Annotated in this window: 12 protein-coding genes; 2 read left to right on the top strand and 10 right to left on the bottom strand. The window is 71.0% G+C overall.

Annotation, left to right across the window (positions count from 1 at the left end):
• Window positions 1–75: 75 nt before the first annotated feature.
• Window positions 76–2283 carry a hypothetical protein gene (locus tag QSK25_RS03260; protein ID WP_285632342.1) on the bottom strand — a complete coding sequence of 736 codons (2208 nt, stop codon included), beginning with the start codon at window positions 2281–2283 and terminating at the stop codon, window positions 76–78.
• Between the two features lie 384 nt (window positions 2284–2667).
• On the opposite strand from QSK25_RS03260, the gene QSK25_RS03265 reads away from it, so the two are divergent.
• Window positions 2668–2991, top strand: a complete 324-nt coding sequence (locus QSK25_RS03265; RefSeq protein ID WP_285632345.1) for a YciI family protein — start codon at window positions 2668–2670, stop codon at window positions 2989–2991.
• On the opposite strand, the gene QSK25_RS03270 is transcribed toward QSK25_RS03265, so the two are convergent.
• Complete coding sequence (locus QSK25_RS03270) at window positions 2988–4001, bottom strand: aldo/keto reductase (RefSeq protein WP_285632348.1); 1014 nt, start codon at window positions 3999–4001, stop codon at window positions 2988–2990. The genes QSK25_RS03265 and QSK25_RS03270 overlap by 4 nt on opposite strands.
• A gap of 85 nt (window positions 4002–4086) precedes the next feature.
• Here QSK25_RS03270 and QSK25_RS03275 point away from each other — a divergent pair, with 85 nt between their 5' ends.
• Complete coding sequence (locus QSK25_RS03275; RefSeq protein ID WP_352235703.1) at window positions 4087–4935, top strand: helix-turn-helix transcriptional regulator; 849 nt, start codon at window positions 4087–4089, stop codon at window positions 4933–4935.
• Here QSK25_RS03275 and QSK25_RS03280 read toward each other — a convergent pair.
• The 8 genes from QSK25_RS03280 to QSK25_RS03315 form a co-directional block, all read right to left on the bottom strand.
• Window positions 4903–5856 carry an alpha/beta hydrolase-fold protein gene (locus QSK25_RS03280; RefSeq protein ID WP_285632351.1) on the bottom strand — a complete coding sequence of 318 codons (954 nt, stop codon included), beginning with the start codon at window positions 5854–5856 and terminating at the stop codon, window positions 4903–4905. The genes QSK25_RS03275 and QSK25_RS03280 overlap by 33 nt on opposite strands.
• Complete coding sequence (locus tag QSK25_RS03285) at window positions 5853–7544, bottom strand: ABC transporter ATP-binding protein (protein ID WP_285632354.1); 1692 nt, start codon at window positions 7542–7544, stop codon at window positions 5853–5855. The genes QSK25_RS03280 and QSK25_RS03285 overlap by 4 nt, the downstream gene beginning before the upstream one ends.
• Window positions 7531–18396 (bottom strand): non-ribosomal peptide synthetase, encoded by a 10866-nt coding sequence (locus tag QSK25_RS03290; protein ID WP_285632356.1) that lies wholly within the window; start codon window positions 18394–18396, stop codon window positions 7531–7533. Before QSK25_RS03290 ends, QSK25_RS03285 begins: the two co-directional genes overlap by 14 nt.
• Window positions 18397–18425: 29 nt before the next feature.
• A complete protein-coding gene (locus QSK25_RS03295; RefSeq protein ID WP_285632359.1) occupies window positions 18426–20222 on the bottom strand; it encodes an ABC transporter ATP-binding protein in 1797 nt (598 codons plus the stop codon).
• A gap of 42 nt (window positions 20223–20264) precedes the next feature.
• Complete coding sequence (locus QSK25_RS03300) at window positions 20265–21311, bottom strand: iron-siderophore ABC transporter substrate-binding protein (RefSeq protein ID WP_285632362.1); 1047 nt, start codon at window positions 21309–21311, stop codon at window positions 20265–20267.
• A 76-nt stretch (window positions 21312–21387) separates the two neighbouring features.
• On the bottom strand, window positions 21388–22221 hold the full coding sequence (locus QSK25_RS03305) for an ABC transporter ATP-binding protein (protein ID WP_285632365.1): 834 nt from the start codon (window positions 22219–22221) through the stop codon (window positions 21388–21390).
• A gap of 29 nt (window positions 22222–22250) precedes the next feature.
• Entirely contained in the window at window positions 22251–23309 is a 1059-nt protein-coding gene (locus tag QSK25_RS03310) for a FecCD family ABC transporter permease (RefSeq protein ID WP_285632368.1), read from the bottom strand.
• A complete protein-coding gene (locus QSK25_RS03315) occupies window positions 23306–24364 on the bottom strand; it encodes a FecCD family ABC transporter permease (RefSeq protein ID WP_285632996.1) in 1059 nt (352 codons plus the stop codon). Before QSK25_RS03315 ends, QSK25_RS03310 begins: the two co-directional genes overlap by 4 nt.
• Between the last annotated feature and the right edge of the window lie 56 nt (window positions 24365–24420).

Here is a 24420-nt window from a genome sequence, read left to right on the forward strand (position 1 = left end):
GCCCCACCGGCGCCCCCCGTGCACAAGAGAGTGCTCGTCGTCGGTGGCGAGCCGACGGCCGTGCGGTGGTCAAGATCAGGTGGGCTTGTAGGAACAGCGGTAGCCCGTCGTCACGGCGTCGCGCAAGGCGTCCGCTGTGGACTGTTCGCTCGTCGCGATCGTGTCTATGGCCCGCCGGATCGCTTTGCGCACAGCGGTTCTGGCGCGTTCGGCCGGTCCAGCGAAGTTCCGGCCGCGCCCGCCCATGCCGGTCTCGCGTTCGAGGTGGCTGAGCAACGCCTCCAGCTCGGCCTCGACCCGCGGCGACGGGGTGTCGTCCAGCTGGGCCCGCAGGTCGCGGATGCGGGTGAGATAGGCCGCGCGGGCCACGGGATCGAGCAACGGCTGGTTGCCGCTGTCCTGCCCGCCCACGAGTTCCAGCGCCGGGATCTCGATGCCCGGATCGGCGACGAGCCGGGCGAGGTACCGCATACCGACGAGGTCCTCGACCCGCGTTTCCCTGCCGTGGTGGGACACCACCCACCACACGTTCTCCTTGCGGATCACCACCCGGTCGGTGAGTCCGTCCCGGTGCCGCGCCCACATGGCCGCCCGCGCGGTCATGCCGATCGCGTCGGCGTCGTCGATCGCGACGTCGAACAACGCCTTCGCGCGCTCGCCCTTCACCGTCTGCGCGAGGGTGGCGCGGGCGTAGGCCGTCATCGGCAGGTTGCCGAGCCGGATGTTGGTGGTGACGGCCCGTTCCAGGTGCTCGACGGCCTTGACCGGCTCGCCGAACGTCACCGCGGCGATGCCCAGCAGCAGTTCGGTCGAACCGAAGCAGACGATCGCGGTGGCCGGCACCACGGGCTGGTCGGCGAACGGCGCCAGCAGCTCGTAGGCCTCGCGCGCGATGCCTGCCTCGTTCAGCGCCGCGGCCACGTGCACGACGCAGAACATGCAGGTGATCCACGTGCTCGACAACGGCACGGCCGCGAGTCCGTTGATGGTCAACCGGTGCAACGCCGACCGCGCCCGATCCCGTTGCCCCGCTTCGAGGGCCAGCAACGCGAGCGCGGCCTCGAAGCTGAACTCCAGGTCCGGCAACGTGGGGGAGTGCGTGACCTGCTCGGCCAGGTCGACCAGTTCGCCGCCGCGTCCCTGCAGCCAGCGGATCGCGAAGAGGTGCGTGCTGTGGAACGTCTCCGCGTCCACGTCACCGGCTTCAAGCCCCAGTTCGGCGCAGGCCAGCGACTTCTGCTCGGCCTCCTCGAACCGGCCCGCCCGGATCGTGCGCATGACGTCCATCGCGGCGTGGAAGAACATCAGGCCGGGGTGGTGCGCGGCTCTGCGGGCGAGTTCGGCCTGCGAGCGTTCGGCGTGCGGGTCACCCAGGCAGAACAGGTCCATCGTGCGGCGGCACAACCCGCTGAGCGCCAACAGGTCCAGGCCCGCGGCGGAGGCGACGGTGATCAGCTCGTCGGCGAGTTCGCGGCGGTGGGCGTTGTGGGGCGGGGACCACAGGGCGTGGTGGGTCAGCGACAACGCCTCGGCCAACGTCAACTGGTCACCGGTCGCCCTGGCCTCGTCGAGGGCTTTCAGGACGCTCTCGGTCTCCCGCCGGTCGTAGGCGTGCTCGGCGGTGAGCCTGGTGCTCAGCCGGGTGCGCAGGGGTTCGGCCGGGCCGCGGTCCAGGGCCTCGTGCAGGCGGGCGATGGCGAGGGCGCGGTCGGCCCTGGCGCGGAACTTGTTGACCCACATGCCGGGCAGGCCCAGCGCCGCTTCGGGATCGCCGTCGCGGGCGGCCTGGTCGAGCAGGTCGCGGGCCTCGGTGATGCGGCCGGCGGCGAGGGCGGCGTGCGCCTGGTCGACGAGCCGCACCGGCTCGCCGAGGCCCGCGGGCCGGGCCGAGGTGACGACGATGACCACGGGCAGCCGGTGCACCTGCCCCGCCACCGCCTCCAGCAGCCTGACCGTCTCCTCACCCGCGAGGTCGATGTCGTCGACCAGGACCATCGCGGGCCCGGCGGCCAGCACGGCCACGACCTTCCGCGCGCACTCTGCCGGCTCGGCGTCGAGCGCGGCGGCGTCCCCGCCCAGGCTCGCCAGCACCGCGTGCCACGGCCAGTACGGCGGCGCCTGCTCCCGGCACGTCGTCCACACCACGGCGAACCCGCGCGCCTGAGCCCGTTCGACTGCGCCGACCAGGTGCCGTGTTCGTTCGGCGCCCGGTGGCGACGTCACCGCGAGGAGGTGACCGGACCCCAGTTTCGCCTGTTCGAACGCCGACTCCGGCAACCGCACAGCTTCACCCTCGAATGCACTTTCTCAGCCAGGACTGGGGAAACCTAGCGGAGGGCGGCGCCGCGCACGTACGCGGTCAACACGCATTTAAGGGCGAAGCGACGCGAACGGCGGATCGGTGTACTCCGTGCCGCGCCAGGCCGGCGGCGTCGCTCGTCCGCGTGCGGCGCACCGGGCGGGCGAAGACGGTGGCGAGGATCTGCATCATCAGGTCGGAGCGGGAGCCGCCGCCGGAGACGACCGGTTCGGGGAACTCGCGGTCCAGCACCTGCGCCAGGGGTTGCCGTCGCGGCCAGGAGGTGAGCAGTCGATGAACGCGCCGATGAGTTTGGCGCGCACCCGGAGTCGGTATTGCTGAAGATCCCGGATCGAGGAGGTTCAGCGATGAGGTTCGTGACGATCGGCTACGGGGAGCGCTCGGGGTATGACAGGACGGACCCGGTCATCCGCGACGAGGCGCACGCCCACGACGAACGGCTGCGGGCGGCCGGAGCGGAGATGGGCATCGCCGGCGCGCCCGTGCAGGTGCGCAATCCCGGCGCCACCGGCACGACGGTCGACAAGGGTGCGTTCATGACCTCCGCGCTGCCGATCGCCGGGTTCGCGCTCATCGAGGCCGACTCGCTGGAGGAGGCCGTCGACATGGTCGCCAAAACGCCGTGCGCGGTGGCGCACGGCGTTGTAGAGGTGTGGCCCTTGCAGGACTAACGACGACGCAACCGCTTGTCCTGGATGACCGGCGTGAGGATGAAGGCGTCTTTCTGCCGCACGTTCGTGCCGGGGTGGACGATCTCGTCGATCCGGTCGAGCACGTCCTCGGTGAGCCGGAAGCCGGAGTGCTCGATCAGGCTCGCGAGGTGCTGCGGCTTGCTCACGCCGAGCAGCACCGACGTCACCGCCGGGTGGTTGAGCACGAACGCCGTGGCGAGCGTCGGCAACGGCACCCCGGCCTCGGCGGCGAGCTCGGCGAACTGTTCGACGGCCGCGAGCTTCGCCTGGTTGTCGCGGTCCTCCCGGTCGAACATGCCGCCCCAGGCCGCCCGCGTGGCGCTGCCGGCGGCCGGGTCGACGCGGCCCGACAGCCACCCGCCGGCGAGCGGGCTCCAGGTCAGCACGCCCATGCCGTGCCGGTGCACGGTCGGCAGCACGTCGGCCTCGATCGCGCGGTCGAGCAGCGAGTACTGCGGCTGCTCGGTGCGGAACCGCTGGTGGCCGCGCTTCTCGGCCACCCACTGCGCCTCGACGATCTCGCTCGCCGGGAACGCCGACGAGCCGATGCTGCGGACCTTGCCCGCCCGCACCAGGTCGGTGAGCGCCGCCAGGGTGTCGTCGATGTCGGTGTGCTGGTCGGGCCGGTGCATCTGGTAGAGGTCGATGTGGTCGACGTCCAGGCGCCGCAGGCTGTCCTCGACCGCCCGCTTGACCCAGCGTGCCGCGCCGCCACGGGTGTTCGGGTCGTCGCCCACGGGAAGGCCGAACTTCGTCGCGAGCACCACGTCGTCGCGGCGGCCCTTGATCGCCTTGCCGACGATCACCTCCGACTCGCCCTGCGAGTAGATGTCCGCGGTGTCGATGAAGTTGATGCCCGCGTCGAGCGCGGTGTGGATCATGCGCACCGACTCGTCGTGGTCGCCGATCGAGAAGCTGCCGAACGTCATCGCGCCGAGCGCGTACGAGCTGACCGTGATGCCGGTCGTACCGAGAACCCTCTGTTCCATGTCTCCACTAGAACCCCGTCCGGGGTCGCGTGACAGGGCCTGCCAGTACCCCGCACGTCGTCGCGAACCGCCCTACGCTGATGTGGTGAACACCGAACTCCGCGAGTTCCTCCGCTCCCGCCGGGCCAAGGTCACGCCCGAGGAGGCGGGGCTGCCCGCGCTGCCCGGCACGCGCCGCGTTCCCGGGCTGCGCAGGGAAGAGGTCGCCCAGCTCGCCGGGGTGAGCGTCGACTACTACGTGCGGCTGGAACGCGGCCGGGACGTGAACGTCTCCGAGTCCGTTCTGGACGCGCTGGCGCGGGCGTTGCGGTTGAACGAGGTCGAGCGCGCCCATCTGTGCACAGTGGCCAGACCGACCCGCAGAACCCGGGCGCTGCCGCCACAACGCGTCCGGCCGGGCCTGCTCAGGGCGCTGGACTCGATGGCCGACGTCCCCGCGATGCTGCTCGGCCGCCGTTCGGACGTGCTCGCGACGAACGCCCTGGCGAAAGCGCTCTACCTCGACTTCGGGGGAGGGGAGCCGAAGGACCGCAACGCCGTCCGGTTCATGTTCCTGAACCCGGCGGCCCGCGAGCTCTACGACGACTGGGAGGCCAACGCCCGGCTCGCCGTCGCGCACCTGCACATGTACGCCGGACGCCACCCGCACGACCCGAAGCTCGCCGCCCTCGTCGGCGAACTCTCGGTGCGCGACCCCGACTTCCGCCGCTGGTGGGCCGACAACGACGTGCACCTGCACGCGCACGGCACGAAAACCCTGCACCACCCGGTGGTCGGCGAGATCACCGTCGCCTACGAGTCGCTGACGGTGGACGGCGACCCGGAGATGTCCATCGCGCTGCACACGGTGGAGCCGGGATCGCCGTCCGAGCAGAACCTGCGCCTGCTGGCCAGCTGGGACCTAACCGAGCAGCGCAGCGACGTCGCGCACTAGCGCGTGCCGCCAGCCCGCCCGGTCGTGCCCGGCGGGGGAGCGGTGCACGTGCACGGTCGCCCCCGCCCGCGCGGCCAGCTCCTCGACGGCCTCGCAGTGCCGGTGCATGCGGGACTCGTGCTCGCCGACGTCGAACGCGACCTCCAGCCCGGACAGGTCCGGTTGCTCGCGCAGCCGTTCCGCGATGTCACCGCCGGCCGGTCCGTCGAGCGAGAGACCGTGCTGCGGCAGGTCTCGCGCCCACCAGAACGACCCGGACTGGCACGCCACCTTCGTGACGAGGCCGGGGAAGTCCAGGGCGGCCCGGAACGCGCTGAGCCCGCCCAGGCTCTGCCCGGCCACCACGAACCTCGCCAGGTCGACCGGCACGCCGTTGTCCGCGAGCAACGGCAGCAGCTCGTCGCGGATCGCCCGCCACAGCTCGGGGGAGTTGTACTCGGCGTCACGATCCCGGGGCGTGGGCAGGAAGACGAGCGTCGCGGCGGGCATCTCGCCGTTCTTCACCGCCGACTCGAACGCCGCGACGGCCGGGTGCACGTACATCCAGTCGTCGCCGTCGAGCAGCAGCACGACCGGCTCGCCGCCCTGGTGCACGCGCACCGTCTTGCGCCCCAACGACCCGTTCCACCGGATGCGCAGCGCCGGCACGTCGTGCACCTCGTCCGGCCCGGCGACCGGCCAGTGCGGCTGCGGCTCCAGGTCCGGCGTCGCGAAGATCGACCGGTTCGGCCCTGCGGCCTCGGGGTTGCGCGGGTCGGCGTGCTCCTCGCCGTCGGCGTCCACGAAGTGGTAGGTCACCCGCAGCCGTGCGGGCAGCTCGACCTCGGCCGCCCAGACGTCGCCCTCCTGCTGGAGTTCGACCGGCTCCAGCACGTCCTCGAAGCGGAGGGTGGCCGGTCCGCGCCACTCGAACCGGGTCATCGGGCCACCGCCAGCTGGTAGGAGGAGTCGCGGCCGAGCAGTTCGCGGTGCGTGCCGACGGACGTCACGGCGCCCTCGTCCAGCACGACCACCCGGTCCGCGACGTCGAGCAGCGCCGGGCTGCTGGTGATCACGACGGTGGTCCGGCCCCGGCGGAGTTCGACGAGGTTGCGGGCGATGAGCTGCTCGGTCACCGCGTCCACGGCCGTCGTCGGGTCGTGCAGCACCAGGATCTCGGGGTTCGCCGCCAGCGCGCGGGCGAGCGAGAGGCGTTGCCGCTGCCCGCCGGACAGGTTCGCGCCCCGGTCGCGCACGGCGTGGTCGAGGCCGTCGGAATGCAGGGCGACGACGTCGGTCAGCATCGCGGCGGACACGGCCTCGTCGACCAGCGTGCTGGTGCCGGACGGATCGACGTTCTCCCGCAACGTTCCCGCGAACACCTCGTGGTGCGACGGGTTGACCAGCAGGTGGGTGCGCACGCTCTCGATGCTCAACGCCGCGAGGTCGTGCTCGCCGACGCGCACCACGCCGTCGTACGAGGCCGGCGGGACCTCGACGGACAGCACGGACGCCAGTTCGGCGGCGGCCTGCGGCTGGTAGGCGGCGATCGCCACGAACTCACCGGGCCGCACCGCGAAGTGCAGGTCCCGCAACGTTCCGTGCGTGACGCCGACGAGTTCGAGGCCGCTCTCCGGCGCGGGTTCCTTCGTGCCGGGCGTCATGCGCGGCGGTGCGGCGAGCACCAACGCCATCCGGTCGGCGGAGGCGCGCGCGATCATCACGTACTTCGGCATCTCGGAGAACAGCTTCAGCGGTTCGATCAGGAACTGCGCGAGGCCGACCACCACGACGAGCTCGCCGACGCTGATCGCGCCCTGGAACGTCAGCACACCCGCCCAGAGCGTGACCGCGGCCGCCAGCAACGAGTTGAGCGCCAGCCCCAGTCCCGCGTAGACGCCGTTGACCCGCGCCACGACGATCGACTGCTTCTTCGCCTCGGTGCTCACCCGCCGGTACGCCTGGAACGCCGCGTAGCTGCCGCCGAACCCGTGCAGCGGCCGCAGTCCCGCGATCAGGTCCGACACCTTCGCGCCGGCCCGCGCGACCTTCGCCTGCTGCACCTGGGTGCTCGCGCCGATCCGCCGGGACATCACGCTCAGCACGGAGAGGATCGCCGCCGTGCCGGCGAACACCAGCACGCCCAGCGGCACGCTGATCACCGCCAGCACCACGCCGGTGATCACCACCGACACCAGCGAGCTGATCAGCAGCGGCACCACCTCGATGATGTCCGCCGTCTGGTCGGCGTCCTCGGTGGCGATGGTGAGGACCTCGCCGGACTTCAGGTCGACCTCGCGCGCCACCGGCTGCAGGCCGCGGTCGGCGACGGCGACGCGCCACCGGTGCGCCTCCGTGGTGTTCGCCTTCTGCAGGATCCGCATGCCGAACCGCCACGAGTACGACACCGTCGCCATGACGAGCCCGAGCGCGAGCAGCGCCAGCCCGAGCGAGCTGAGCCGCCCGCCGCGCAGGGCGTACTCGACGATCACGCCGAGCAGGATCGGGACGGCGGTCTCGGCGGCCTGGTAGGACCCCATGAGCAGGGTTCCACCGGTCATGGCTCCGCGGTTGCGGCGCAGGGCGATCCGCAGGATCTCCTTGCCGGTGCGGACTTCAGTGTTCGTCAACGTGGCGCGCAATCGCTTCGGGGGTGGAGAGGGACATCAGGTCGCGGATCGTGACGACGGGGCCGAACTCGCGGCGCAGCAGGCCGATCAGCCGCACCGCGAGCATCGAGTGCCCGCCCAGTTCGGTGAAGCCGTTCGTCATGCCCACCTCGTCCTCGTCGAGATCGAGCGCCTCCGCGAACAGCTCGCGGACGACGGTCTCGGTCCCGGTCAGCTCGCGGTCCTCGACCTTGGTCATCAGCGTGCCCAGCGGACGCGCCTCGGGCAAGGCCGAGGTGTCCGCCTTGCCGTTGACCGTGAGCGGGATCGCGTCGACCTGGGCGAAGTGCGTGGGGCGCAGGTAGTCCGGCAGGCCGGCGCCGACCTCGGCCGCGATCGACGGGATGTCGGCGCCGTCGTCGAGCACCAGGTACGCGGCGAGCCGGTACGCGCCGTCGACCTGGGGGTCGGCCTGCGCGACGGCGGCGACGAACCGGACGCTGCCGTGGGCGGCGAACCGCGCCTCGACCTCGCCGAGTTCGACGCGGTGGCCGCGGATCTTGACCTGCTTGTCGGTACGGCCGAGGTAGAGCAGGTTGCCGTCCGCGCGCCTGATCACGAGGTCACCCGTCCGGTACATCCGCTGCCCCGGGACCCACGGGCAGGCGACGAACCGTTCGGCGGACTGCCCGGGCTGTCCGAGGTAGCCGCGCGCGATGCCGACACCCGACACGTACAGCTCGCCGGGAACGCCGTCCGGCACGTGCCGCAGCCACGGGTCGAGCACGTAGACGTCGGTGTTGTCGATCGCCACGCCGACCACCGGGTCGACGCAGTCGAACGTGCCGACGCCCAGCGTGTTGATCGTGTACTCGGTCGGGCCGTAGAGGTTGTAGCCGATCGTGCCGGGGGTGTCGGCGAGCTGCTGCCACAGCGCCGGTGTGACCGCCTCACCGCCCAGCAGCACCAGTGCGGGCTTGTGCTCCTCGTTCGCCAGCAGGCCTTCCGCGACGAGCTGCTGCGCGTAGGTCGGCGTCACGTTGATGACGTCGATCTCGTGTGCCAGGCAGTACTCGACCAGGCCGGTCGCGTCGCGGCGCAGTTCCTCGTCGCAGATGTGCACCTCGTGGCCGTCGGCGAGCCAGAGCAACTCCTCCCACGACATGTCGAACGCGAACGACACGGTGTGCGCGATCCGGAACGTCCGGTGCCCGTGCTCGGCCAGCACCGGTTCGAAGATCCGGCGCTGGTGGTTGACGAGCATGTTGGTCAGGCCCGCGTACTCGGTGACGACGCCCTTCGGCTTGCCGGTGCTGCCGGAGGTGTAGATCGTGTAGGCGGCGTGCTTGAGCCGGTTGGGGTCGTTCTCGTTGAAGGTGATGTGCGGTTCGGCGTCCGGCCACGGCTCGTCGAGCACGAACGTCTCACCCTGGATGCGCGGGGCGACCTTCGAGGTCGTGATGATCAGCTTCGGCCGGGCGTCGTCGATGATCGCGGCGATGCGCTCGTCCGGGTGGTCGAGCTCCAGCGGCACGTAGGCGGCGCCGCAGCGCAGGATGCCGAACAACGCGACGACCCAGTCGAGCGACCTCGGCACCGCGATGGCGACCGGCGTCTCCGTGCCGATGCCGCGGGTTTTCAGGACTCCCGCGAGGTGGCGGCTGCGGTCCCGGAGTTCCGCGAACGTCATCGTCTTCCCGTGCGCGACGAGAGCGGTCCGGTCCGGGTTGCGGTCCGCCGCCTGGTCGAACAGGTCGACCACGGTGAGGTCGCCGAAGTCGGTGGCGGGGTTGAGTTCCGGCTCCGGTCCGGTGCCGGCGACCGCGCCGAGCGCTTCGGCGTGCGTGAGGTCGCCGAGGATCCTGACGTACTCGTCGAACAACCGGTGCGCCTGCTCGGGTTCGGTGACCTCGGGCCGGTACTCGAGCTTGACCGTGAGCTGCCTGCCCGGCGTGACCACCCAGGTGAACGGGTAGTGCGTCGAGTCCTCCGACTCGTGCTCGACGATCCCGTTCCGTGCGTTCAGCTCGTCGAACGTGCTGTCGTCCAGGAAGTTCTGCAACACGAACAGGGTGTCGAACAGCTGGTCGGCGCCGCTCGCCCGCTGGATCTCGCCGAGCCCGACGTGTTCGTGCTCCATGGCGTCGACCCGCGAGGCCTGCACGTTCTCGAGGAAGGCCCGGGTCGTGTCCTGCGGCTGAGCCGAGATCCGCATCGGCACGGTGTTGAGCAGCACGCCGACGATGCCCTCGGTGCCCTCCTCCTCGCGGCCGGAGACCGTGACGCCGAAGACCGCGTCACCCCGTCCCGTCTCGCTGCCGAGCAGGAGGCCGAGCGCGCCCGTGACGACGGAGTTGAGCGTGACCCCGTTGCGGCTCGCGGTGGCGCGGATCCGGTCCGAGTCCTCTTCGGACAGCGTGCGCACGATCTTCGTCGGCAATGTGTCCGAAGTGGACCCGTCGCCCAGCAGCGTCGGCCCCGGCAGGTCGGCGAGGTAGTCGGCCCAGAACCGTTCCGCGGCCTGCTGGTCCTTGCGCGCCAGCTGCCGGCAGTGGTTCTCGAAGCTCGGCGCCGCCTCGGTCGTCGGCGCCTGCCCGGTCAGCAACGCCTGGTAGGCCCCGAACAGGTCGCGCAACACGATCTCGCGCGACCAGCCGTCCCACAGCAGCAGGTGGTAGCTGAACAGCAACGCGTCCCGGCCGTCCGGCAGCCTGAGCACGGTGAGCCGGACGAGCGGCGGCCGTTCGAGGTCGAAGCCCGTGGCCCGGTCCTCGGTGCGCAGCGACGCGACGGCGTCCTGGTTGAGCACGTCGACCGTGCGCACCTCGACCTTGCCGGCGCGGTTGAGCACCTGGACCGGCGTGCCGTCCTCGTCCGCGAACCCGGCTCCCACCACCGGATGCCTCGCGATGACGTGCTCCAGCGCCTTGCCGAGCTTCTCGGCGTCGAGCCTGCGGTCGAACGCGAAGTAGCTCTGCGCCACGTAGTGCCCGGCCGCGCTGAGCGCCTGGAAGTACAGCCCGCGCTGCAACGGCGACAACGGCGCCGTCCTGGTCGCCGTGGTGCTGGCGTCCGCGATCCTCTCGAGCGCCAGCAACCAGCGCGCCGCGACCTCGTCCGACACGTCCTCGGTGAGCGCGAACGTCGCCTTCAGGCTGTTCGTGGTGGTGTCGACCCAGCAGTTGACCTCGACGGCGTACGGACTCGGCTGCGCCCCCGTGTCGAGGTGCAACGCCTGCGCCTCACTGCCGCGCCCGAGGTAGTTGAACAACACCTGCGGCCGTGGCAGCGCGGCGAGCACCGGCGCCGTCTGCGGGTTGAGGTACCGGAGCTGCCCGTAGCCGACGTGGCTCGCCTCGTCCGGCTGGTTGTCCGTGAGCTCGCGCGCGGCCTCGACGGGGTCGGTGTGCGGGCTCAGCCGGACCGGCGCGATGGACGTGAACCACCCGACGGTGCGCGTGTAGTCGTGGTGCTCCTCGACGGGCACGCGGCCGTGGCGTTCCAGTTCGATCACCAGGTCCGTGGGGGTCGCCTGGATCTCGGTGAGGGCGGTGCGGAGCGCGCCTGCCAGGAGTTCGGTGAGGCCGAGGTCCAGGGCCTGGGGTGCGGTGTGGACGACCCGGTCGGTGATCTCGGCCGACAGCGTGACGGCGACCTCGCGCTGGTCACCGACGTGCGGGGTGAGCGACGGGGTGTCGAGCACCTCGATCCAGCGGCGCAGGCCGGTGGTGTGCTGGGCCTGCAGGGTGAGGGCGCTGGTGTAGGTGCCGAACGGGGTCGTCGTGGGGGCCAGGGGCTTGTCCTGGAGGGCGGTTTCGGCGTCGTCGAGGAGGATCAGCCAGGAAACGGCGTCGACGGCCAGGTGGTGGACGACGATGACCAGGGTCTGGGCGGCTTCGAGGTAGGTGAAGGCGGCCATGACACCGGACTCGGGGTCGAGGCGGCGGGCGGCCTCGTCGGCGGCGGCGTCGAGGTCGTCGGTGGAGGCCACCACGACCAGGCCGGACTCAAGATCGCCAGAACTGTCGGACCCGCTTGAGACGATGGGAGTGGGGACCCGATCCCCCCAGGGGGCCCGCGAGTCGGGATCGATTCCGAACGACCACGCGCCGTCCGTCACCGTGAGGCGCATGCGGAGGGCCGCGTGCGCCGACACCAGCGCCCCTGCCACCCGCCGGGCCTGCGCCAAGCTGCCGCACGCCACCTGCCGAGCCTGAGCGAACAGCCGCAGCTCCCCACCCAGCTCCCGCTGGCGCAGCACGATCGGCGTCGGCACCACCGGCAGGTCCACGACCTCGGTGACCACGGCAGGCGCCGGAGCAACCGCGAACCGGTCCGCCAGCGCCCGAGGCGTCTTGTGCAGGAACAGGTCCCGGGGCGCCATCTGCACCCCGGCCGCGCGGGCCCGGTTCACCACCCCGATCGCAATGATGCTGTCCCCACCGGCCACGAAGAAGTCCGTGTCGGCGTCGACGGCCACACCCGGCAGCACGTCGGCGAAGATCGACACCAGCGAGTCGACCGCGGCGGTGTCCGCGGAGGCGAGCGCCGGCGCGTCGTCCGCGACGAGCGCCTGCTCCTCCAACGCGCGCCGGTCCAGCTTCCCGTTGACCGTCAAGGGCAACGCCGCCAGCGAAAGCACCCGAGCGGGCACCATGTGCGCCGGCAACGAAGACCCCAACGCGACCGCGAGGTCCGTTGAAGGCGTGCCCACGACGTGCGCCACCAGGTGGTCGGCGGTGGCGGCGACCGTCACGGCCACGTCCACCACACCGGGCACGGCCCGGATCGCCGACTCCACCTCGCCCAGCTCGATCCGGAACCCCTTGAGCTGCACCTGGTCGTCGGCACGCCCGACGAACTCCAACGAGCCGTCCAGCGTCCGGCGCGCCAGGTCGCCCGAGTTGTACATCAGCGAACCGTCCGCGGCGAACGGGTCCGCCACGAAGCGCGACGAGGTCAGCCCGGGCCGGTTGTGGTAGCCGAGGGAAAGCTGCGCGCCGGCGACGTAGATCGCGCCCACCTGTCCGGGAGCGACCGCACGCAACGAAGCGTCCAGCAGGTACGTGCGCAGACCGGGGATCGGACCACCGATCGGCGAGACCTCACGGCCGGACGCGAAGTCCGCGTCGTCGAGCACGCGGTGCGTCACGTGGACCGTGGTCTCGGTGATGCCGTACATGTTCACGAGCTCGGGACGACCGACGCCGTAGCGCGACACCCACGGGCGCAGCCGCGACAGTTCCAGGGCCTCGCCGCCGAAGATCACCCGGCGCAGCGCGGGCAACGGCTCGGCCAGCCGGTCCGCCTCGATGAACTGGTAGAAGGCCGAAGGCGTCTGGTTGAGCACGGTCACACCCCGCGACCGCACCAGGGCGTGGAAGTCGACCGGCGAGCGGGTCAGGCCGTGGTCGGGGACGAGCAGTTCGCCACCGTGGACCAGCGCGCCCCAGAGTTCCCAGACGGCGAAGTCGAACGAGTACGAGTGGAACTGCGTCCACACGTCGGACGGGCCGAAGTCCATGTCCGGCTGGGTGTTCGCCAGCAGCGACACGACGCTGGAGTGCGGGACGACGACGCCCTTGGGCTTGCCGGTCGAGCCCGACGTGTAGATCACGTACGCCGGGGTGCGCCAGTCGAACGCGGGCAGCCGCGCCTCGCCGGGCACCTCCTCGCCGTACACGAGCACGCGCGCCGGGACACCCGCGGCGGCCAGCAGACCTTCGAAGCGGGCGCGCTGTTCACGTTCGACGAGCACGACCTGGGGTGCCGAGTCGGCGAGGACGTACTGCAGGCGTTCGTCCGGGTACGCGAGGTCCAGCGGCACGTAGGCGGCGCCGGCCGACACGATGCCGACCAGGGCCACGACCTGGTGCAGCGAACGACCGATCGCCACGGCCACCCGGTCGCGCGGCGAGACACCGGCGTTGACCAGGGTGCGGGCCAGGCGGTTCTTGGCGTCGGCCAGCATGCCGTAGGACAGGCCCTCGGCGCTGCCGTCGAGGTGGCACATCGTGACGGCACGAGCGGACGGGTCGCGCCGAGCAGCGGCGTCGAACAGCTCCGCCAGCGTGGCCGGGACGACCTCCGCAGCCGGACGCGCCGTTCCCAGCGACACCGCGGGGATGTTCTCCAGCCGCAGCAACGAGTCCAGGGCAGAGGAGAACGCCTCGACGATCGCGCGCGCCACCTCCGTGCGCACCACGGTCGTGTCGTGGATGAGGTTGAACCGCAACGCGCCGTCCAGGCCGCGCTCGACCACCAGTGTCAACGGGTAGTGCGAGGCGCCCTCGTTCACGACCGACTCGATCTGGAACGGGCCTTCCAGCGCCGTCACGTCGGTGGCCACGTCGAACACCACCAGCGTGTCGAACGCCGACCCGTGCGGGGCCTGGCGGCCGATGCGGGTCAGCGACACGTGCTGGTGCGGCAGCACCGCGGTCTGGTGTGAACGCACCGCATCGAGCAACGACCGGGCGGACGAACCGGCGGACCACCCCACCCGCACCGGGATCGTGTTGATGAACAGGCCGACCATCTCGTCGATGCCGGGCACGTCCGCGTCCCGGCCGGATACCGTCGAGCCGAACACCACGTCCTGGCTGCCCAGCAACGATCCCAGCGTCACGCCCCACGCGCTGTGCACGGCCACGCTCAGCGACACCCCGGCCGACCGCACGGCCGCGTCCAGCCCGGCGGGAGCGTCGACCACCATGTCCGCGAACAGCTCGGAGGGTTCGTGCCCCTCCGCCACGAACGACGGCCCGGGCAGCCCGGCGAGTTCCGCCGCCCACACCCGGTCGCTCTCCGCCACATCGGAACCGACCAGCCACCGCACGTAGTCGGCGTAACTGCCGCGCGGGTGCACCGAACCAGGAGCGGCGTACTCGGCCATCAACGCGCGCAGCATCGGCGGCACCGACCAGCCGTCCGCGATGATGTGGTGCACGGTCTGCACGAGCACGAACCGCTGCGGCGCCACGCGGATCAGCGTGTAGCGCATCAACGGGCCGCGGGCGAGGTCGAACCCGGCCACGCGGTCGCGTTCGGCGTACTCCCGGATCTCCTCGTCGGTCATGCCCTGACCGTCCACGGTGGAGAAGGCGGGACGGACCCCCGACTCCAGCACCGAGACCACGCGCCCGTCGTCCAGCCCGACGAACCGGGCCGCGAGGTTCGGGAACAGCTCCAGCACCCGAGTGGCCGCCGCTTCCAACGCCCGCGCGTCGACCGGCCCGGTCAGGGTCAGCAACTGCTGCTCGACGTACCGGTGCGCCGACGAGTCGTCGAACACCGAGTGGAAGTACAGACCCTCCTGCAACGGCGTCAGCGGCAGGACGTCCCGCAACGACGGGGAATCCAGCGAGTCCACATCGGACTGGGACAGCGGGACGAGGTCGAAGTCGCTGGGGGAGTGGCCGCCGGACGTCAGCGCGGCCAGCCCTTCCAGCGCCTGCACGAAGTACGAGCCGATCACCGAGACGTCGTCGTCGGAGAACACCCCGTCGGGCCACGAGATCACGGTGACCAGCTCGACGCCACCATCGGCACCGGGCTCGGCGGAGGCGTTGAACTCCAGCGCGCGCGGCAGCCGCATCGCCGGGTCGCGCTTCTCGCCGAGCTGCCCGGCGTTCTCCGCGAGCTGCCAGTCACCGGTCGCACCCCCGGCGAACCGGCCGAGGTAGTTGAACAGCACCTGCGGCCGCGACGCGTCGAACCGCGCGTCACCCAGGTACTTCAGCGCGCCGTACGAAACACCGTTGCTCGGCACCCGGGCGAGGTCTTCCTTCACCCGCTTCAACGCCGAGCCGAGATCGCCGGTGCCGGGGTCGACCACGACCGGGAACAACGTCGTGAACCAGCCGACCGTGCGCGACAGGTCGGGGTCGAGCGGCACGAACCGGCCTTCCCGGCCGTGGCCCTCCAACTCGACGTGCGCGAACGTCTGGTCCTGGCCGAGGTCGCGCCGCCATCGGGCCAGCGCCACCGCGAGCCCGGTCAGCAGGACGTCGTTGACCTTCGCGTGGAACGACGCCGGCACGTCGCCGAGCAGCGCGGCGGTGGCCGAGGAACCCACTGTGAACGTGCGCATCCGTTCGCCCGCGACGACATCGGCGTCGGACAGCGCGCGACGGCCGATCAGCTGGTCGACACCGGGGAGCTCCCGCGAGTAGTAGGAGCGGTCCGCGTCGAACGAGGCCTGCTCCAGCAGCTGGGTCCAGCGCCGGAACGACGTGCCCACCGGCCGCAGCTCGATCGGGGCACCGGACGACACCTGCTGCCACGCCAGCGCCAGGTCGTCGAACAGGATCCGCCACGACACGCCGTCGATCACGACGTGGTGGATCACGATCACCAGCTGCCGGGCGGCGGGACGCCACACCGCGCGCAGCATGATCCCGGCGTCCGGGTCCAGCCCCTCGGTGGCGGCGGCGACGCACTCCTCCAGCGGAGCGTCGCTCTGCTCCCACGAGGCGGGCCCGTCCGCGGGGATGTCGAACGACCAGGCGGCACCCCGGACGAGCTTGGCGCGCAACATGTCGTGCCGCGCGACGACCGCGTCCAGGATCGCGGTCAACGACTCAGCTGTGAGCTCGGCGGGCGTGTTGAGCACGACCGACTGCACGAACCCGTCGATCGCGTCGGTGGTCTCCCCGAGCCACTGCACGATCGGCAGGCCGGCGACCGGCCCGGTCGGCACGTCGTCGTGGTCGACGGCGGCGGCACCGTCCCGCGACGCGACGGCGGCCAGCGCCCGCGGGGTGCGGTTCACGAAGATCTGGGTGGCGGTGACGAACACGCCCTCCGCACGCAACGCCGACAGCAGCGAGATCGCGAGGATGCTGTCGCCACCCAGTTCGAAGAAGTCCTGGTCGGCGCCGACCTGCTCGACCCGCAGCACCGACGCCACGGCCGCGCAGATCACGGCCTCGTCGTCGGTCTCGGCGGCGGTCACCGGGCCGGTCTCGACGACGGGTTCGGGCAACGCGCGCCGGTCGAGCTTCCCGTTGGCGGTCAAGGGGAATTCGCTCAGCACCACGACGTGCGCCGGAACCATGTACTCGACGAGGTTCTCGACCGCCCACTGCTTCACGGCATCCGAGGTCAGCGACTCGTCCGACGGCACCACGTACCCGACGAGGTAGTTGCCGCCCGCCGAGTTCTTCCGCACCACGACGCAGGTGTGCCGCACCCGCGGGTGCTCGGCCAGCGCGACCTCGACGTCCTCCAGTTCGAGGCGCATGCCGCGGATCTTGACCTGGTTGTCGACGCGGCCGAGGAAGTCGAGCGACCCGTCCGGAGCGAACCGCGCCAGGTCACCGGTCCGGTACAACCGGGAGCCGTCGGACGCGAACGGGTTCGCGACGAACCGCGACGCCGTCAGCCCGGGAGCGTTCACATACCCGCGCCCCAGCAGGAACCCGCCGATGTACAGCTCGCCGCCGACGCCGACCGGGCACGGCCGCAGCTCGTCGTCCAGCACGTACAGGTCGGTGTTCGGGTTGGCCTTGCCGATGGACGTCGACAGCCGCTCGGCCTCGCCCCGGTAGATCACGTGCGAGACGCCGATCGTGGCCTCGGCCGGGCCGTAGCCGTGGTACATCGGGATGTCGAGCTGCGTGCGGAACCGGTCGTACAGCTCGGGGGTGAGCACCTCGCCGCCGCACCACACGTGCCGCAGGCTCGCCAGCTCGCCGTCGCCCGCGATGTTCAGCAGCACGTCCAGCATCGACGACACCAGGTACACGAACGTCACGCGGTGCCGGTCGATCGTCGCCAGCAGGTGGTGCGGGTCGCGCTCACCACCGGAGCGCACGACCACGGTCCGGCCGCCGCACACCAGCGGCAGGAAGATCTCGTTGATCGAGATGTCGAACGACAGCGGCGCCTTGAACAGCGACGCGTCGGAGTGTCCGAAGTGGAGGATCTGGTGCACCTGCCACAGCAGGCGCTCGCTGATCGCCTCGTGCCGGATCATCGCGCCCTTGGGGCGGCCGGTCGAGCCGGACGTGAACATCACGTACGCGAGCTGCGCGCCCTGGATCGCGACATCGGCCGGCTCACCGGAGTACGACGAGAACCCCCAGTCCGCCAGGTCCACCGCGACGGCCGGCGGCTCACCCTCCTGGCCGGACCCGAGGAGCAGGACGACCTGCGCGTCGGTGATCACGGACTCGCGCCGGGACGCCGGCCACTGCGGGTCCAGCGGCACGAACGCGCCCCCGGCCTGCAGCACCGCGAGCAGGCCGACCACCATCTCGGCGGAGCGGTCGAGCGAGATGCCGACGACCTGCTCGGTCCGCAGCCCGAGCGCCAGCAGGTGCCGCGCGAGCTGGTTGGACCTGGCCAGCACCTCGCCGTAGGTGAACGCGCGGTCCCCGTCGTTGATCGCGACGGCGTCCGGGCGTTCGGAGGCCTGGGTGCGGAACAGGGAGACGATGCTCGGCCGTTCGCGCGGGAACTCGTTGTCGTTCCAGCGAACGAGCTCCGCGAGGCGTTCGTCGAGCGTCTGCGACGTCAGCGAACCGAGCGCGCGGTTCGGGAACTCGGCGAGGTCGTCCAGCACGCGCTGGGCCTCACCCGGGTCGACCCCGTCCGGGACGGGAACGGCCCAGCCGCCGGGACGTTCGAGCACGTCCCACGCCTGGCCCTTGTCGGCCCACACGAGCAGGTCGCTGAACAACGACGAGGGCGTGAGGTCGAAGCCTTCGACCACCAGTCCGGGGTTCGCCCAGAACGACAGCGCTACGCCGCTCGCCACGGCGATGGTCCGCTGCGGGTACTCACCGGCACGGCGCCGGATGGAGGCGATCCGGGCGGTCGAAAGAAGTACGTCACGGTCGGCCATCTGTTCCATCGACGACTCAGCCATCCCTTCACGATCGGTGAAGGTAGCCTAACCTAAGTATTTGCGCTTCCGAATCGCCAAGCGGCCCAAAGTGCCGCGTAACGCCCGTCACGCGCCACGAGTTCTTCGTGAGTTCCCTGTTCCAGCACACGACCCGCGTCGAGCACGGCGATCCGGTCCGCCGCGATGGCCTGGGTCAGGCGGTGCGCGACCAGGAGTGTGGTGCGGCCCCGGCAGGCCGCGAGCGCGGCGCGTTCCAGCGCGGCGGCACCCTGGCTGCCCGCCTCCGCCGTCGACTCGTCCAGCACGACGACGGGGGAACGGCCGAGCACCAGGCGCGCCAACGCGATCTGCGCGACCTTGGTCACGTCGAGGCGTTCGCCGCCCTCGCCGACGTCGGTCTGCAACCCGGACGGCAACGCCGAGACCCACGCGTCCGCGCCGACCGTCCGCAACGCGTCCATCAACTCGTCGTCGGTCGCGTCCGGCGCCGCGAGCCGCAGGTCCTCGGCCAGCGGACCGGCGAAGACGTGCGCCTCCTGCGTCAGGATGCTGACCAGCGCGCGGGAACCGGCCTCGTCCAGCGAGGCGAGATCGGACGACCCGATGTGCACGGATCCGGTCAGCGGCGTGCCCGTCCCGGCCACCAGCGCGGCCAGGGTGGTCTTGCCCGCGCCCGTCGCGCCCACCAGGGCGAGCGAGGTTCCCGCGGGGATCTCCAGGTCGACGCCGGACAGTACGTCGTGCTCGGAATCGGGGTAGCGGAAGGAAAGCCCGCGCACCGACACCGGCAACGGCCGCGCGTCCGCGTCGACGGCCACCGCGCTGCGCACGAGGTCGTCGCCGCCGGACTCGCTGAGCACGCCCACCAGCCGCGTCAGCCCGGCGCCGGACTTCTGCGCCTCGTCGAAGAACGCCATGATCAGGCCGAGCGGGACGAACAGCTTGTGGAACAGCAGCGCCGCCACGGAGACCTGGCCCAGCGACGACTGCCCGTTCGTCACCAGGAAGTAGCCGACGACGATGATCAGGCCGAGACCGATGAACTCGGCGCGGTTCTCCCGCCCGATGAACCGGCCGAAGAAGCGGAACACCTCGATGCCGATGTCGCGCACCCGCCACGACTCCGCGGTCACCCGGTCGCGGAAGGCGTTCTCCAGGCGGTAGGCGCGGACGGTCTCGATGCCGTCCAGGCCGCTGATCAACGCCTGCGCGCGGTCGGCCTGCGCCTCGGACCGGGCGCGGTAGAGCGGTTGCGAGCGCGGCAGGTACCAGCGCAGCGCGAGCCAGTACGCGGGCAGCGCGCACGCACCGGCGAGGCCGAGCCGCCAGTCGAGGCCGAACATGCCCGCGGTCGCGATCACGACCAGCACGACCGCCGAGAAGATCGTCGGGATGGCCGTGCGGAAACCCTTGGAGATGACGGCGACGTCGTCACCGACGCGCGAGAGCACGTCACCGCGGCCGACCTCCTCGATCCGCGCGCTCGGCATCCCGAGCACCGCGCGGACCGCGCCTTCCCGCAGGCGCGCCAGCATCTCCGCGCCCACCCGGCCGACGAGGTAGGTCGACACGGCCGTCATCACCGCGCCCGCGAGGGCCGAGACGACGGTCGCGATGCCGATCGTCCAGAGGATCGACGCGTCGCGGCCCTGCACGACGCCGTCCACCACGGTGCCCAGCAGGAACACCGGGACGATCTGCAGCACCGCCCCCACCACCGTCGCCAGCACGGTGGCGATCGGCAGGACGGGGGCGCCGCGGCAGTGCTCGTACACCCAGCGGGAGGCCTCCCGCCCGGACGCCGTGCGCAGGATCTTCGCCGGGGCGCCGGGCAGACTCGTGGTCACGAGGGGAGGCCTCTCACTGGAACTGTTGTGTCAGAACGAGGATCAGCTGACGGACTTGGCGGCCTTGACGAGCTCGTCCACCGCGTACGGCATGGACGCGAGGGTGGCCTGCGAGATCGCGGCACCGATGGCCGCGCCCTCGCTGTCGAGGATGTAGTGGACCTTGCCGGCCTTCACCGCGGGCAGGTTGTTGAAGAGCTCGAAGTTCTTGAGCGCCTTCGTGTCCGCCTCGTCGTTGATGATGAAGATGCGGTCCACGTTCATCACGTCGATGCGCTCGGGGGACAGCGACACGAAGAACTTGCCACCCGCGAGCTCGTCGACCTTGGTGTTGCCCTTGAAGCCGATGCCGGTGATGACCTGGCCGCGCACGTCGGTCGTCGCGAACGGGCCGATGGCGTCCTTGTACCAGGACGCGACGACGGCGGTCTCGTTCGCCCACGCCGGGTTCGCCTTCTTGGCCTCGGCGAGCTTGTCGTCGATCGCCTTGATGGCCTTCGCGCCCTCGTCACCCTTGCCGATCGCCTTCGCGACCTGCAACGCGTTGTCCTGCCACTTGGCGGAGAAGGGCTCCTTCTCCTCCTTGGTGCGGCCGACGGTGGGGGCGATCTTGGTGAGCTTGTCGTACCACTCCTGGGTCGCCTCGGAGTAGACGGCGACGATCAGGTCGGGGCGCAGCTCGGCGATCTTCTCGAAGTTCGGCTCGGTGTCGCCGTTCTTCATGATGACCTCGGGCTTGGTCGAGCCCCACTTGTCCTTCACCCACGGCCACTGGGTGTTGATGTCGGGCGACTTGCCCTCGGGGTTCGGGTACTGGTCGACCATGCCGACCGGGACGACGCCGAGCGCGAGGAGCGTCTGGTCGTCGGTGTAGCCGAGGGAGACGACGCGCTTGGGCGCTTCCTTGATCTCCGTCGTGCCGAAGAAGTGCTCGACCTTGGTCGGGAACGTGCCACCGGCGGCGGTGTTCGTGTCGGGAGTCGTCGCAGGCGTGGAAGAACCGCACCCGGCGAGGAGGCCGGCACCGACCAGCGCGGCTGCTGCCACGGCGGTCAGCCGCTTCCAGGTCATGGTCGTTCTCTGGCCCATTCGGCACCTCGTTCTTCGCTGCCCACGCGGCGGGGGAAATTAGGACAGCCGAACCTTATCACCCGGTTAGGGCAGGCTAACCAAGGTCTTGGTCACTCTTCGATACCACGTGGGTCCGGCCGATGGGGACGATCAACGGCCGTTCGCTCACCGGGTCGTCGATCACCTTGGCCTGCAGGCCGAACGTGTCCAGCAGCAGCTCGCTGGTGATCACTTCGCTCGGATGTCCCTGCGCGACGATCGATCCCGACTTCATCACGATCAGGTTGTCGCTGTACCGCACGGCGAGGTTCAGGTCGTGCAGCACCATGACGATCGTGCAGCCGCCCTCGTGCAGGTCGTCGACGAGGTCGATCACGTCGATCGCGTGCGCGAGGTCCAGGTAGGTCGTCGGCTCGTCCAGCAGCAGGAGATCGGTGCCCTGGGCGAGCGTCATGGAGATCCACACGCGTTGCCGTTGCCCGCCGGACAGCGAATCGACCGGGCGGTGCGCGAGATCGGCCACCCCGGTCATGTGCAACGCCTTCGCGACCACCTCGGCGTCGTCGCTCGACCACTGCCGCACCCAGCTCTGGTGCGGGTGCCGGCCGCGCGCCACCAGGTCGGAGACCGTCAGGCCCTCCGGCGCGATCGGGGTCTGCGGCAGCAGGCCCATCCGCTTCGCGACGTCCTTGGTCCGCAGTCGCGCGATGTCGTGGCCGTCGAGCAGCACCGTGCCCTGGCGCGGTTTGAGCAACCTCGACAGCGTCCGCAGCAGCGTCGACTTGCCGCAGCCGTTCGGCCCGATCACCGTGGTGATCACCCCGGTCGGGATCGCGACGTCCAGGTTGTCGAGCACGACCCGATCGGCGTACCCGACCGTGACGCCCTCGGCACCCAGTCGGGCGGCATCGTTGCGCAACGCGGTCATAGGGCAACCTTACTTAATGCAGGCTTGCCTCAGACAGCGCGCTTCGTGTTGGCCCGGACGAGCAGGTACACGAGGAACGGACCACCGATGATCGCCGTCACGATGCCGACGGGCAGTTCGTAGGGCAGCACGACCCGTGCGATCAGGTCCGAGCCGAGCAGCAGCAACGACCCGAACAGCCCGGACGCGATCAACGGCGGCACCGGCGAGCGCAGCAACCGCATGGTGATCTGCGGCGCGACCAGGGCCACGAACGGCACCGGGCCCGCCGCGCTCACCGCGACACCGGCCAGCAGCACCGCGCACAGCAGCAGAACCGCGCGCACCGCCGAGTACCGGACGCCGAGACCGGCCGCGACGTCGTCACCGAAGTGCATGGGCTGCATCTGGAACGACGTGACGAGGACCACGAGGACCAGCGCCAGCGTGATCCACAGCGAGCTCCACACCTGCGGCCACGACCGCGAGTCGAGCGACCCGACCAGCCACACCTGGGCGCGCGCGACGTCGCGGATGTCCGCCAGCACCAGCAGCCACGTCGTGAGCGCCTGCATGACCGCGTTGACCGAGACGCCGATGAGGATCAGCCGGAACCCGTCGATGCCCTTCTTCCATGCCAGGAAGTAGACGAGGAACCCGGTCAGCAGACCGCCGGTGAGCGCCGCCGCCGGCAGGCCGATCGCACCGCCCAGCGCCGCGCCACCGCCGGCCGTCACGACGAACACCGCCGTCGCGCTCGCGCCGCCGGTGATGCCGAGGACGTCCGGGCTGGCCAGCGCGTTGCGGGCGATCGACTGGGTCAGCGCGCCGGAGATGCCGAGCGCCGCGCCGACGATCAGGCCGATCAACGAGCGCGGCAGGCGCAGGTCCATGATCACGAACTCGTCGACCCGCTCGCCCTGCCCGATCAGCGTGCGGAACACCGCGGGCAGTTCGATGGTGAAGTCGCCGACCGCGATCGAAATGCAGAAGACGAGGAACGTGAGCGCGGCCAGCGCGACCGTGACCAGCACGATCCACGGCCGCCAGACCCAGGACCAGCCGCCGACGCGGACGCCGCGGTGCAGGGCGGGAGCTTCGTCGATCATGCCTGCCTGAACTTCCCGAGCCAGACCAGCACCGCGAAGAACGGGGCGCCGATGAGGGAGATGACGATGCCCGCCTGCAGTTCGGCCGGTCGCACGACCAGCCGTCCCGCGATGTCGCCGAGCAGCAGCACGGCAGCGCCGAGCAACCCCGCGTACGGAACGAGCCAGCGGTAGTCGGGGCCGGTGAACCACCTCGCGAGGTGCGCGACCATCAGCCCGAGGAACGCGATCGGGCCGCACGCCGCCGTGGCCGCGCCCGCGAGCAACGTGACGGCGAGGACGCCGACGGTCCGTCCCGCCACGATGTTCACGCCGAGGCCGCGCGCGACGTCGTCACCGAGGTTGAGCAGGTTGATCACCGGCAGGTTCACCAGCGCCAGCACCAGGCCGACCCCGATGAACGCCGCCGCCACCCAGATGACGTCGAACCCGACGCCCTGCACCGACCCGGCGTTCCAGAACCGCAGCACGAACAGCGCCTGCGTGTCCTTGAGCGCGACGGCGGTCGTCATGGCCGCGAGGAAGATCGTGACGCCCTGGCCCGCGAGCGCGAGGGTCAGCGGGTTGCCGGCGCCGCGGCCGAGGCTCGCGAGGCCGAACACGACCACACCCGCCGCGCCGGCGCCGAGGATCGCGAACCACAGGTACTGCAACGGGTTCTGCAACCCGAACAGGAAGATCGAGAACACCACGGCGAACGACGCCCCGGCGTTGACGCCGAGCAGACCGGTGTCCGCGATGGGGTTGCGGGTGTGGCCCTGGATCAACGCGCCCGCGACGCCGAGCGCGAGCCCGGCGACGAGCGCGAGCACCGTGCGCGGCACCCGCAGCGTCTGCACGATCAGCGTGATCTCGGTGAGCCGCTGGTCTCCGGCGGGATCACCGAACAGGCCCTGCCACACCTCGGCCGGCGTGAGCGACCGCGTGCCGACCACCAGGGACAGCACCGCCGCGCCGGCCAGCAGCACCAGCAGCCCGGCCAGCCCGAGTCGGCGGCGCCGGTGCGGGTTCCCCGGCGCCGGGGCGGGGTCGAGCCCGCGTTGTTCCACGACCATGCTCACGACGGGCTACGTTAGCTCCCGCCCGCCGCGGGGACCTAGGGCACCCTTAC

The organism is Lentzea sp. NBRC 102530 (assembly GCF_030269365.1).
Lineage (GTDB): Bacteria > Actinomycetota > Actinomycetes > Mycobacteriales > Pseudonocardiaceae > Lentzea.

Coding starts and splice junctions, on each gene's coding strand:
- QSK25_RS03265 (WP_285632345.1), top strand. CDS start 2,668: ATGAGGTTCGTGACGATCGGCTACGGGGAGCGCTCGGGGTATGACAGG.
- QSK25_RS03270 (WP_285632348.1), bottom strand. CDS start 4,001: ATGGAACAGAGGGTTCTCGGTACGACCGGCATCACGGTCAGCTCGTAC.
- QSK25_RS03280 (WP_285632351.1), bottom strand. CDS start 5,856: ATGACCCGGTTCGAGTGGCGCGGACCGGCCACCCTCCGCTTCGAGGAC.
- QSK25_RS03290 (WP_285632356.1), bottom strand. CDS start 18,396: ATGGCTGAGTCGTCGATGGAACAGATGGCCGACCGTGACGTACTTCTT.
- QSK25_RS03300 (WP_285632362.1), bottom strand. CDS start 21,311: ATGGGCCAGAGAACGACCATGACCTGGAAGCGGCTGACCGCCGTGGCA.
- QSK25_RS03305 (WP_285632365.1), bottom strand. CDS start 22,221: ATGACCGCGTTGCGCAACGATGCCGCCCGACTGGGTGCCGAGGGCGTC.
- QSK25_RS03310 (WP_285632368.1), bottom strand. CDS start 23,309: ATGATCGACGAAGCTCCCGCCCTGCACCGCGGCGTCCGCGTCGGCGGC.
- QSK25_RS03315 (WP_285632996.1), bottom strand. CDS start 24,364: ATGGTCGTGGAACAACGCGGGCTCGACCCCGCCCCGGCGCCGGGGAAC.